At 30.3% G+C, this 12,858-nt stretch carries 12 protein-coding genes; 9 read left to right on the forward strand and 3 right to left on the reverse strand.

The window, feature by feature from the left end:
• Positions 1–5: 5 nt before the first annotated feature.
• The 5 genes from leuS to JNO63_RS04925 all read left to right on the forward strand — a co-directional run bounded on the left by leuS (position 6) and on the right by JNO63_RS04925 (position 5,462).
• Positions 6–2,417: a leucine--tRNA ligase gene (gene leuS / locus JNO63_RS04905; protein ID WP_295884026.1), complete on the forward strand. Its 2,412-nt coding sequence runs from the start codon at positions 6–8 to the stop codon at positions 2,415–2,417.
• Between the two features lie 120 nt (positions 2,418–2,537).
• On the forward strand, positions 2,538–3,143 hold the full coding sequence (gene wrbA, locus JNO63_RS04910; protein WP_203127384.1) for an NAD(P)H:quinone oxidoreductase: 606 nt from the start codon (positions 2,538–2,540) through the stop codon (positions 3,141–3,143).
• Between the two features lie 91 nt (positions 3,144–3,234).
• On the forward strand, positions 3,235–3,951 hold the full coding sequence (locus JNO63_RS04915) for a DUF5058 family protein (RefSeq protein ID WP_203127385.1): 717 nt from the start codon (positions 3,235–3,237) through the stop codon (positions 3,949–3,951).
• Positions 3,951–4,670 carry a hypothetical protein gene (locus JNO63_RS04920; RefSeq protein ID WP_203127386.1) on the forward strand — a complete coding sequence of 240 codons (720 nt, stop codon included), beginning with the start codon at positions 3,951–3,953 and terminating at the stop codon, positions 4,668–4,670. Before JNO63_RS04915 ends, JNO63_RS04920 begins: the two co-directional genes overlap by 1 nt.
• Before the next feature lie 201 nt (positions 4,671–4,871).
• Positions 4,872–5,462, forward strand: coding sequence for a TVP38/TMEM64 family protein (locus JNO63_RS04925; protein WP_203127387.1), 591 nt, complete (start codon positions 4,872–4,874; stop codon positions 5,460–5,462).
• Positions 5,463–5,589: 127 nt separating this feature from the next.
• On the opposite strand, the gene JNO63_RS04930 is transcribed toward JNO63_RS04925, so the two are convergent.
• Positions 5,590–6,213 carry a hypothetical protein gene (locus JNO63_RS04930; protein ID WP_203127388.1) on the reverse strand — a complete coding sequence of 208 codons (624 nt, stop codon included), beginning with the start codon at positions 6,211–6,213 and terminating at the stop codon, positions 5,590–5,592.
• 65 nt (positions 6,214–6,278) lie between these two features.
• Between JNO63_RS04930 and JNO63_RS04935 the strand changes: the two genes are divergently transcribed.
• Both JNO63_RS04935 and holA read left to right on the forward strand, forming a co-directional pair.
• The gene (locus JNO63_RS04935; protein WP_203127389.1) at positions 6,279–8,459 is read left to right on the forward strand and encodes a DNA internalization-related competence protein ComEC/Rec2; all 2,181 of its coding nucleotides are present in this window, start codon (positions 6,279–6,281) and stop codon (positions 8,457–8,459) included.
• Positions 8,456–9,472 (forward strand): DNA polymerase III subunit delta, encoded by a 1,017-nt coding sequence (gene holA / locus JNO63_RS04940; RefSeq protein ID WP_203127390.1) that lies wholly within the window; start codon positions 8,456–8,458, stop codon positions 9,470–9,472. Before JNO63_RS04935 ends, holA begins: the two co-directional genes overlap by 4 nt.
• Before the next feature lie 61 nt (positions 9,473–9,533).
• On the opposite strand, the gene rpsT is transcribed toward holA, so the two are convergent.
• Positions 9,534–9,803, reverse strand: coding sequence for a 30S ribosomal protein S20 (rpsT, locus tag JNO63_RS04945; RefSeq protein WP_203127391.1), 270 nt, complete (start codon positions 9,801–9,803; stop codon positions 9,534–9,536).
• 156 nt (positions 9,804–9,959) lie between these two features.
• On the opposite strand from rpsT, the gene lepB reads away from it, so the two are divergent.
• Positions 9,960–10,592 (forward strand): signal peptidase I, encoded by a 633-nt coding sequence (lepB, locus tag JNO63_RS04950; RefSeq protein WP_203127392.1) that lies wholly within the window; start codon positions 9,960–9,962, stop codon positions 10,590–10,592.
• Positions 10,593–12,413, forward strand: coding sequence for a translation elongation factor 4 (lepA, locus tag JNO63_RS04955; RefSeq protein WP_203127393.1), 1,821 nt, complete (start codon positions 10,593–10,595; stop codon positions 12,411–12,413).
• A gap of 31 nt (positions 12,414–12,444) precedes the next feature.
• Here lepA and JNO63_RS04960 read toward each other — a convergent pair whose 3' ends face one another.
• Positions 12,445–12,807, reverse strand: coding sequence for a VOC family protein (locus tag JNO63_RS04960; RefSeq protein ID WP_203127394.1), 363 nt, complete (start codon positions 12,805–12,807; stop codon positions 12,445–12,447).
• Positions 12,808–12,858 lie beyond the last annotated feature (51 nt).

Raw genomic sequence — 12,858 nt, forward strand, 5'->3', positions numbered from 1 at the left:
CTAATATTCCAGAATATAATCCCAATGCCATTGAGAAAAAATGGCAAAAAATTTGGGATGAAGATAAAACTTTTCATAGCGAAATAGACCATGATAAGGAAAAATTCTACGGACTTGTTGAATTTCCTTATCCATCAGGTCAAGGATTACACGTTGGTCATCCAAGACCTTATACAGCTCTTGATGTAGTTTCTAGAAAAAGAAGACTAGAAGGATACAATGTTCTTTATCCAATGGGGTGGGATGCCTTTGGTTTACCAACAGAAAATTACGCTATAAAAAATAAGATACATCCAGCAAAGGTAACTGAAAATAATATAGCAAACTTTAAAGCCCAATTAAAATCAATTGGTTTTTCATTTGACTGGGATAGAGAAATAAATACAACCAACCCAGACTACTATAAATGGAGCCAATGGATTTTTATCCAATTATATAAACATGGTCTAGCTTATAAAAATGAAATGAGCGTTAACTGGTGTCCATCTTGTCAAGTAGGTCTTGCTAACGAAGAAGTTGTAGATGGCAAATGCGAAAGATGTGGTACAGAAGTTGTTCATAAGATGAAAAATCAATGGATGCTAAAAATCACTGAATACGCTGATAGACTTATTGACGACCTTGATGATGTAGATTATGAAGATAGAATAAAAGCCCAACAAATAAACTGGATTGGTAGATCAAAGGGAGCAAATGTTGATTTTGCCTTAAAAGACTTTGATTATAAACTCACAGTTTATACAACAAGACCAGACACTATATTTGGTGTATCATATATGGTAATTTCGCCAGAACACCCAATGTTAGAGGAATTTAAAGAAAATATTTTAAATTTCAGTGATGTTTTAACTTATCAAGAAGAGGCTCGTAAAAAATCTGATTTTGAAAGAGCTGAATTAAATAAAGATAAAACTGGGGTTATGCTTGATGGTATTACTGCTACAAACCCATTATCAGGCAAAGAAATTCCAATTTGGGTTTCAGATTATGTTTTAATGACCTATGGTACAGGGGCAATAATGGCAGTGCCTGCTCATGATAGTCGTGATTACGAATTTGCTAAGAAATTTGATATGCCTATTGTTCAAGTTTATAAAACAGAAGGGGAAGCTGAGCTACCTTTAACAGATATAAACAAAGGAAGAGCTATAAATTCTGACTTCTTAAATGGACTTGATGTAGCAGATGCAAAACAAAAAGCAATAGAGTATATAGAAGAAAATAAATTAGGTGAAGCTACAACAAACTTTAAATTACGTGACTGGGTCTTTTCCCGCCAAAGATATTGGGGAGAGCCAATACCTATGATTTATTGTGAAGAACACGGATGGAATCCAGTAGATGAGAGCGAGCTTCCAATAAATTTACCAGAAGTAGAAACCTATGAGCCAACAGCTACAGGTGAATCACCTCTTTCAGAAATTGATGATTTTGTTAACACAACTTGTCCAGTATGTGGAGGACCTGCAAAGAGAGAAACAGATACCATGCCTCAATGGGCAGGAAGCTCTTGGTATTATTTAAGATACATGGATCCACATAATAATGAAGCTATTGCAAGCAAGGAAGCACTAGATTATTATAGTCCAGTAGATTGGTATAATGGGGGGATGGAACATACAACCCTTCACTTACTTTATTCAAGATTCTGGCATAAATTCCTATATGATTTAGGAGTAGTACCAACCAAAGAACCATATCAAAAAAGAACTAGTCATGGCATGATTTTAGGTGAAGACCACCAGAAAATGAGCAAATCACGTGGTAATGTTGTAAATCCAGATGACATAATCCGTGATTACGGTGCAGATACTTTAAGAACTTATGAAATGTTTATAGGGGATTTTGGATCAACTGCGATTTGGTCAGATGAAGGTGTACGTGGATGTAGAAAATACCTAGAACGTGTTTACAATATGCTAGAAATGGTAGAAGATGGAGATGATTATAGCAAAGATATAGAAGTAGCTATTCACCAAACTATCAAAAAAGTATCTGAAGATTACGAAAATCTTAAATTTAATACAGCCATAGCAAGTCTTATGTCACTTTCAAATGATATGAGATCACTTGGCAAAATAAGCAAAGCTGATTTTAAAACTTATATCATCCTATTAAATCCAGTTGCACCTCACTTAACTGAGGAGTTATGGGAACTAGCTGGCTTCGAAGGAAAATTAAATGAAGCTAATTGGCCAAGTTATGATGAGAAAAAATTAGTATTAGACGAATTTGAAATGCCAGTTCAAATAAATGGTAAGATGCGTGGCAAAGTGCTTATGGCTATGGATGCTACCGAGGATGATGCAATTGCAGCTGCAAAAGCTGATAGTAATATTTCAAATCATTTAGAAAATAAAGAAATAAGAAAAGTGATTTACGTACCAGGTAAGATTTTAAATATCGTAGTTGCTTAAAAATTTAGTAGGACTATTGTCCTACTTTTTTTATAAAAAATTTAGCTTGTAAATAAAAATAATAAATATGGGTATATTATAAGTAAGCTTTATAATAATAAAGTCAGAAAGGATATATCTATGAACAAAGTAAAATTAGCTATAATTTTTTACTCCCAAACAGGAGGTAATTATAAAATGGCAAGCATTGCCAAAGAGGAAGCAGAAAAAAATGGGGCAGAAGTTAGATTATTAAAAGTTAAAGAACTTAGAGATACATCAAAGGTTGAGCCAGACTCTCTATGGGATCAGACAATTAAAGCAACAGAGGATTTAGAAGTTGCAACTCCAGAAGATTTGGTATGGGCAGATGCAATCATATTTTCAACACCAACTAGATTTGGTAACGTTTCAAGTCAAATGAAAGACTTTTTCGATTCACTTGGAGGAGTATGGAGCGAAGGTAAACTTGTAAATAAATTTGTAACAGCTTTTGCATCTTCACAAAATCCAAATGGTGGCCAAGAACATACTATTCGTGCAATTTATACATCTGCAATGCACTGGGGAGCAATAATAGTGCCTACTGGATATACAGATGATTCAATATTCGCTCAAGGTGGAAATCCTTATGGTGTTTCAGCAACTCAATCACCTGAAAATTATGAAATCAGTAATGAAATAAAACCAGCTATCAAACATCAAACAAAAAGGTTAATAGAAATTACTAAAAACTATATAGATTAATAAATAAAAGCCTAGCATATATTGTTAGGTTTTTTTAAATGTAATAATTGCAGTTTTAGGGTATAAAGTATTTATATTTTAAGGAGGTTTTATGAATATATTTGATATCTTAAACAGCAAATTATTATACATATTGGTAGCCCTTGGTTTATTAATTATATTTTTAATATGTATAATGTTTTTTGTTAGAGCAAAAAAGCGAGCAAAAGAATTAGGCATTGCTGATGAAAAAGTGAAGGCAACTATAAAAAGTTCTTTAGTTTTTTCTATTGTGCCGTCTATAGCGGTAATAATTGGTCTTATAACTTTGACACCGCTTTTAGGTATACCATGGCCATGGTTTAGACTTTCAGTTGTAGGATCGCTTCCATATGAGCTTACTGCAGCGGATTTAGCTGTAAAAGGTCTTGGTTATGCAGATCTTTCTGCTTATCAAGGTTCTACTGATGTTAATGCTATAGGAACAATAATGTTTACTATGACTATTGCTATTCTTGGTGGAATGATTTTTAACATTTTTTTCTTAGAAAAATACCACAAAAAAGTATCTGGAATTGGTACAAAATCATCACCATTTAGAGAGTTAGCTTTATCGGTACTAACTTTTGGTATGGTTACTGTATTTTTCCCTATTGAGTTTTTAAAATCTAAAACACACGCAGCAGTTGCAATTACATCTATTCTAGTAACACTTATTTTAGGACAGATTTCTAAAAAGTATAAGATAGGCTGGTTATCAGATTTTATTATGAGTTTTGCACTCATTATTGGCATGGTAGCGGGTGTATTTTTTGAAGGAGTACTATAATGAATAAAAATATTTCATATATGGATAAAACTTACAAATTAGGTAGAATTGCAACTATAGTTTGTATACTAATAATGTTTATAATTCCATCAATTATTTGCACGGCTTACAATATTTGGCCAAGTTTTGATTCAGTAATGGGAGCAGCAGGACCACTTTTAGCCATGTATATACCAGTTGCCCTTGCTGAACAACTTTCTATGATACCAATTACCGGCAATTCCGCATATATCAACTCTATTATGGGGAATGTAACAAATATTAAATTTCCAGCTTATCTTACAGCCTTATCATCAGTTGATCAAGATCCTGGAACAGAGGAAGCGGACGTAATCGGTATGATTGCGGTTTGTGTTTCTGGGATGACAACAATGATTATTATTTTAATAGGGCTTATACTTCTAGTTCCATTAAATCCAATACTTACCTCACCGGTAGTAAAAACTGCAACTAGTTATATTATGCCAGCGTTATTTGGATCAATGCTTGTGGGAATATTGTTAAATAACTCTGCAGGATCATTTGAAGCAAAGAATAAATACTTAATAGGCGTTATAGACTTACTTCTAGTTTTCATTGTTAATATTTTTATTATGAATCTAGATAAAAAACAAGGATTTGCCATGGTAATAATAATGCTATTGTCTGTATTATTAGCTTATATATTTTATAAAAATGGTATTATAAAATTAAGTTCAAAAGAAAAAAATAACTTGTAATTTAATTTGAATGGTGTATCATTATACGTGATACACCATATTTTTTAATCTATTAATTAAAACATGATGGGTATTATAATTAGAGATAATAAATATAAAATTATTTTATAAAAAATTTATTAAAATTGAATTACTACTTGACAACTTACAAAATATCATGTACTATTGTATTATAATAATGATACAGTTTGAGAAGGCGATATGAAAGAATTTCTTAAAAAAAATATTTACAATATAATAGCAGTAATAGTACTACTAATATTAACTTTACTCGGTTTTATAGGCTATAAAAAAGGACTGTTCAACTCCATAGATAGTTTTAGAGATTTTATTCTTTCCTATGGAGCTTGGGCAAATATTATTTTTATATTTGTACAAATTACACAAATAGTTGTCCCAATCATACCGGGTGGATTAACAACCATCTTTGGGGTTGTAATTTTTGGTCCATTTTGGGGCTTTATCTATAATTACATATCAATTTGTATTGGTTCTATGCTAGTATTTTTTATATCTAGAACTTTTGGAAAATCAATAATTTTAAATTTCTTTGGTCAAGAAACTTTTGACAAATACAAACACAAAATAAAAGATAAAACTTATGAAAAATTCTTTGCATGGGCAATATTACTACCAGTAGCGCCTGATGATTTTTTATGCTATTTAACAGGACTTTCTGATATGAGTTTTAAAAAATATGCTACAATTATTCTTTTGTGTAAGCCGCCTTCCATTTTTTTATATTCTATGGGATGGGCAATGGGTATTGAATGGATAGTGAATAAATTATGATTTTAAAGGCGATTAGATAATCTAATCGCCTTTTTTCATATAGTTTTCTCATTGTATTATATATATGTAAAATATATGGAAATTGACATAAAAAAGATGGCTTGTTGCCATCAATAATTTAAAACTCTTATATAATATCTCTACCAGCAATAAATTCAATCTCTAAATCATTTCCAAAGCTTTCAGTGTCAACTATTTTAAAACCACGAACTTTTGAAGAATTTTCATAGCAAATCTCATTGTTAATTACCTCTCCTAATGGGGGGATATTTGTTATTCCTTGATGATTTTCAATTTTTAAAGCTTTTTCAATTATAAAATTAATTTGATTTTCGATTAATAATTTATCAAATACATCAAAGAAATCTGTAATTTTTATTACTGACCTTTCTTCATCTATAGTTAATTTTAAATCTTTAGCTTGGTAAAAACTTGTAAATACTATCTTAAAAATTATAAATGCAGTATTATAAGCTAAATTTTTAATGCGATTTTCTGGATTTAGTTTTAATATGACTTCTGATTTTTTAGGACGTCCCTTGACAGTATGTATTATATTATCTCGTTTTTCCTCAACAGATATGATCTCTAAATCTGATATATTTCCATAATCTTTTAAAAATCCATATGATTTTGGCATAAAAATGGTGCGATCAAGTATTATTTGTGTGTTATCATCTTGAACGCGTCTTGAAACTATATTTGCTTTTAATTCTGTAATTTCTGGATATTTTAAATAAATTTTCTGCATACTTTGCCTTTCTTTAATTAAAACTTATGGTTAATCATATGATATAATATACCCGAGGTTGGGCTATGAGAAAGAAAATTTTTATCGCTTTAATAGGTTTTATATCAGGTATAGGATTATTTATTAGTTTTGAGATGCTTAATCCTATATATATTTTACTTTTGTGTATTATTGCAGGCTTGCTAATTTCTATTATAGATAAAAAACTATTAATCTTTCCAATAGCCTTTGCCATAGGTTTTAGTTTAAGTTTATATAAATTTAATCAATATAATCTTAGTAATTATACAGATAAAACTTTAGAAATTACCATACTAGAAAAAAGGGCTGTCAATGATAGTTACAGATACTTCGTAAAGGCCAAAGGCAAGGATATATCTGAAAAATCCGTAGTCTTCTCCGACTATGATTTTGATATAGGAGATATATATTTAATAGATGGTCAAATCAGTATACCAAACAAAAATACTAATCCAAATCTTTTTAATTACAGAAATTATCTGATATCTAAAGGCATAACAAGTAATATAGAAATACAAAATATTAGGAAAAGTGCAAAAAGCTCATCCTTTTTTCTAAAACTAAGAAAAAATTTTTATATGTATATCCATAATCTTTTTGAAAGTAATTTGAGCAAAAAATCTTCTGATTTTGTAATATCTGTAATTTTGGGAGAAAATCTAATTCAAAATGAAGATGTGAAAGATCTGGGACTAGCACATATTTTGGCTGTATCTGGTTTACATATAGACCTGCTACTAGGATTTATATTATATAGCTTTAAAAAATTAAAACTTAACTATAAACATGCATATTTATTTGGACTTTTGGTTTGTGCATTATATGGATCAATGATAGGGTTTCCGTTTTCGGTTATCAGAGTTCTGATAATTAATTTTATAGGATTTTTAGCCTTCTTGCTGCAAGAACCTGAAGATAAGATTAAATCTTTGTTGGTTGCTGCATTTTTGATATTATTATCTAATCCATTTGCACTTTTAAATGCGGGATTTGTTTTATCTTTTGTAGCTACAAGTGGTGTATATTTGATATATCCTAAGCTTAAAAAATATCTAAAGAACAATTTAATATCTGATAGCATAGGATTTACTGCTTCCATACAAGCGTGTGTCTTGCCATTTGGAGCATTTTATTATGGAAAAATAAATTTGATAAGTATGTTGGCAAATTTTCTGATATTACCTATTTTTACAATATCCATGTACTTGATTTTGGTAATTATAGTATTTTATCCTTTAATTAGATTTATATTAATGCCAATATTTATAATTCTAGATTATCTGATAAATTCTATATTAAATCTAACTTTTTTGCTTAATAGTTTCTCTTTTTTTAATATTGAATTTATCCACCAAAGTATTTTAATTTCAGTTTATCTTTATTGTTTAATTTTAGTAAGTATTTATATTAGAAAATCCAATAAAGAATTGATGAAGAAATTTTATCTGATAAATTTACTTTTTGTAATACTTAGTCTTGGATTTGAGAAAATAAATCCTGAAACTAGTTTTTCTATGATTGATATAGGTCAAGGAGATGCATTTTTAATAAATGATAGGGGAGATTATTATCTGATTGACGTAGGTGGCCCTAAATATGATGATTATGATAGTGGTGAAAAGATTTTAGTTCCTTATCTAAAGTCAATAGGTGTAAAGAATATAAAAGCTGTTTTGATTTCCCACGAAGATAGTGACCATAGCGGCAATATTGATATTTTAAATGACAATTTTAATGTAGAACATATTCTTACAAGCAAAAATAATATTAACTCATTAGTAAAATATAATCCTGAAATTATAAAAAAAGATGATGTAATTAATCTAAAAAATGGATATATAAGCTGTATATTTGATGGTGAGTTTGGGGAAGAAAATGCAGAATCCATAGGCTTGTTGATAAATATAAAAGGTACAAAAATAATATCTTTGGGAGATTTGCCAAAAGAATACGAAGATAGTATAGATGAAAAAGCTGATATATTAAAAGTTTCCCATCACGGATCGAAAACTTCTACATCAAAAGAATTTGTAGAAAAAGTAAAACCAAAGGCTGCGTTAATATCTGCCGGACGTAATAATCGTTATGGTCACCCAAGTTCTGAGGTAATTAATAATTTAGATGGAGTAAAAATATTTAATACCCAAACAGATGGGATGGTCAAAATATATTTTGATGATGAAGTTAAAATTGAAAAATACCTGAAAGGAGGTTTTTTTAAATGAATTTTAAAGAATTTATGAGCAATTTAATCGATGATAAGACTAGTGGAGTTTATTTATTTGATTCTAAAGAAGAGTTCTTAAATGATACAATCATGGAAGAAGTACGAAATAAAGTAAATATTCCAGATTTTAACCTTGTTGAAATTAAGGGTAGCAAGGATGTAGAGACTATAAAAACTTCCTACGAAACATATCCTGTTATGGAAGATAAAAAATTTGTTATTTGGAGAAATATAGACTTATCTAAAAACACAATAAAAGAGTATGAAAGTAGTCTAAATATATTAGCTAATGACTTTAAAGAATTTCCCGATTTTGCTACTCTATTAATATTTTCAGACAATCCTCCATTTAAAGGAAAGTTTTATAAAAGTGTTGTCAAAAATGGGGAAGTTGTTGAAATAAATAGGTTAAATCAAAAAGAATTGGAATCTTTTATCGGAAAAAGATTTGTGAGAAATGGCAAAAAAATCCAAAGGTCACTGGTTAGTGAAATAGTAAATAGATTCTCATATCTCAATAAAGACAGTGAAATCGACCTTTATGAAATAGTAAATGTTGTAGATAAGATTATTGCAAATTCTAGTGAAGAAATTGTAAAATCACAGGATGTATTAGACCAATTAGATGAAGTTTTAAATATTAATATATTTAATCTAACAGATGCAATGAGTGCAAAAAATCCAAAAGAAACAATTGATACTTATTTAAAAATGGCTGAGGCGAATGAAGATTTATTTATGATATATCATATGATTATTAGACAAATTAGAAATCTCATTGGTGTAAAATCTTTATATCTAAATGGTTACAACGATACTTTTATGATGAAAAATCTAGGAATAGGTTCATACGAATTAAAAAAAATAAAGGGTTACAGTAGAAATTTTTCACTAACGGAACTATTAAATATCCATAGTAGGATATTTGATATGGAATATAGACAAAAATCAGTGGATTTTGATATGAAATTAGAATTACTGCTTTTACTAAGAGAAATTTCTGCAAAATAAAATGAGCAATTATCAGTAGACATATGTGCGGATCCATTACTGATTATTGCTCATTTTTTTATTAAGCATTTTGTGCTTCATTCATTGCTTTTTGTAATCTAGAAGATGTTCTAGCTACTTTATTTTTGTGCATAATGTTTTTTGCTTCAGCTTGTTTCATTCTTTTATCTACGTGTCTAAAGATTTCACGAGCTTCATCAACATTACCAGCTTCTAAAGCTTGATCAAATTTTTTGATATATGTTTTGATTTCTGATTTTTTAGCTTTATTTCTTTCAGTATCTCTTTTTGTTGTTTCGATTCTTTTTTGAGCTGATTTAATATTTGCCATTATTTCACCCTCTTTCTTCATTAGTCTTTTTTGCTTGACTGATACATTTTACCATAGAAAATTAAATCATACAAGTTTTATTTATATTAGTCCTTAAATAATTGGTAGTTTTTAACTTTTATATTATAATATAATAATGAATGAGAGGTAAAGCAAATGACTAATGAAAAAGAAAAGATAGTAGTAGAACCTGAAGCAAGCAAAGGTCCTACTATTAAAGCTAATCAAAAACCAGTTAAAGAAGATGAAGATGGCATCATTGAATGGATAAAATCTATAGTAATTGCCCTAGCTATAGCCGGTTTAATTAAATGGCTATTTCTTGATGCCACTAGAGTTGACGGAAAATCAATGTTAAATACTCTTCATCATGATGATATGCTTTTTGTAAATAAAATTGGTAAGCATTTCCATGATTATGAAAGAGGAGATATAGTAATATTGAAAGCCCCAGATGCATATAATAAATTGTATGTAAAGAGAGTAGTTGGAGTTCCTGGTGATACTGTAACTTTAAAAGATGAAAAAGTTTATTTAAATGGCGAAGAGCTTAATGAACCATATACTTCTGTTGACTACACCTTACAAACAAGTGATACTTATGAATGGTATCTTTTAGATAACCAATATTTTGTAATGGGTGATAATAGAGCAGAAGGCGCAAGTAATGACTCAAGAAACTATGGTCCAGTTGAAAAAGATGAAATAGTTGGACATGCATTTTTCAGATTTTACCCATTTAGTGATATGGGAAATATAGATAATAATCCATATGGAGAAAGTAATTAGATGACACAAAGAAAAGACAATATAAGAAATTTTTCTATAATTGCCCACATAGATCATGGTAAAAGTACTCTTGCAGATAGATTGATTGAAAAATCTGAACACTTGTCTGAAAGGGAGATGCAAAACCAAATGCTGGATGACATGGAGCTAGAGCGTGAACGTGGGATTACAATTAAATTAAAATCAATAAAAATTCATTATAAGGCTAATGATGGCAAAATTTATGACCTAAACCTGATTGATACACCAGGCCACGTTGATTTTAATTATGAGGTTTCAAGATCACTTAAGGCGTGTGAGGGAGCAATATTAGTTGTAGATGCTAGTCAAGGTGTGGAAGCACAAACCCTTGCAAATACCTATTTAGCTCTTGAACAAGACTTAGAAATCCTACCGGTTTTAAATAAAATAGACCTTCCATCAGCTAGAGTTGATGAAGTAAAAAAAGAAATTGAAAATCAAATTGGTCTAGAAACTGAAGGCATACCACTAGTTTCAGCAAAAACCGGATTAAATATAGAAGATGTCTTAGAAGATATAGTAGCTAATATCCCGGCTCCTGAAGATCACGATAACAAACCACTAAAAGCACTTATTTTTGATTCATACTATGATGCTTATCGTGGAGTAATCTGTTATGTGCGTGTTTTTCAAGGGGTCGTAAAACCAGGTGATCATATAAAAATGATGAACACAGGTAAAACTTACGAAGTAAATACTGTAGGTTATACCATGAAAAATCGCATCGAAACAAAAGAATTACGTTCTGGAGATGTAGGGTTTATTGAAGCTAGTATAAAAGAAGTAAAAGATGCTAGAGTTGGTGATACTATTACCAATGCCCAACAACCCACAGATGCTCCCCTTTCAGGTTATAAAGAGGTTTTACCAATGGTTTATTCTGGTATATATCCAGCTGAGGGAGAAAGTTTTGATAAGCTCCGTGATGCTTTGGAAAAACTTCAAGTAAATGATGCAGCTTTAGTATTTGAACAAGAAAACTCCCAAGCTCTAGGAGTAGGTCTTCGTTCTGGATTCTTAGGCCTTCTTCACATGGATATCATAACTCAAAGGCTAGAACGTGAATATGATTTAAATATTATAGCCACAGCACCATCTGTAATTTATAAGGTAAAGCTAAAAGATGCAGCTGAAGAAATTGAAATTCAAAATCCAAATGACTTCCCTGATCCTGCAACAATTGATTATATTGAAGAACCAATGACTAGAGCAGAAATTATTGCCCCAAACGACTATATTGGTCAAATAATGAGCCTAGCTCAAAATCGCCGCGGTGAGTTAATTGATATGACCTATATTGATGAAACCCGCGTTTCCATAAAATATAAACTGCCACTAAATGAGGTTATTTATAATTTCTTCGATAGTTTGAAATCTAGAACACGCGGTTATGCTTCACTTGATTATGAGGTAATAGGATATGCTCCAAGTAATCTAGTAAAACTTGAAATTCTTATTAATGACCAAGTAGTGGATGCACTGTCTATAATAGTTCATAGAGATAGTGCTTATGCTAGAGGCCGTGGTATAGTTGAAAAACTTAAAGATGAAATCCCACGCCAACAATTTGCAGTACCTATCCAAGCGGCAATTGGTGGTAAAGTAATAGCTCGTGAAACTGTTAGAGCACTTAGGAAAGACGTTATCGCAAAATGTTACGGTGGGGATATATCAAGGAAGAAAAAGCTTCTTGAAAAACAAAAAGAAGGTAAGAAACGTATGCGTCAGTTAGGAAGTGTTGAAGTACCACAAGATGCATTCCTTGCTGTATTAAAATATGATGATGAACAATCAAACTAAAAGCGACCTAGTAAAAAACTAGATCGCTTTTTTATTTGTAGAATACTGCTTCAATATTATTTCCTTCTAGATCATGAAAAAATGCAGCGTAATAATTTGGAGCATAATGTTCTCTTATGCCCGGTGCACCATTATCTTTTGCTCCCAACTCTAAGGCCTTATTATAAAAGTTATTTACTTCTTCTTCACTATCAACTCTAAAGGCTAGATGAAAGTTATTTGGTTTTCCTTCAACAAGCCATAATTCATTTGCAAAATCAGAATCTTCCTTACCAAATCCAACCGCATCTTCATAATCAACTTTCTTGATTAAGCCAATTTCAGCAAGAACTTCTTCATAAAAATCTTTAGATTTTCCTATATCAGAAACTTGTAAACTTATATGATCTATCATAATTCCTCCTTTATTGTTTATTTATTTTTTACCCCAAGGCGTGATATAATA

The sequence above is a fragment of the Anaerococcus sp. mt242 genome (assembly GCF_016798225.1).
In the GTDB taxonomy this organism is placed as follows: Bacteria; Bacillota; Clostridia; order Tissierellales; family Peptoniphilaceae; genus Anaerococcus.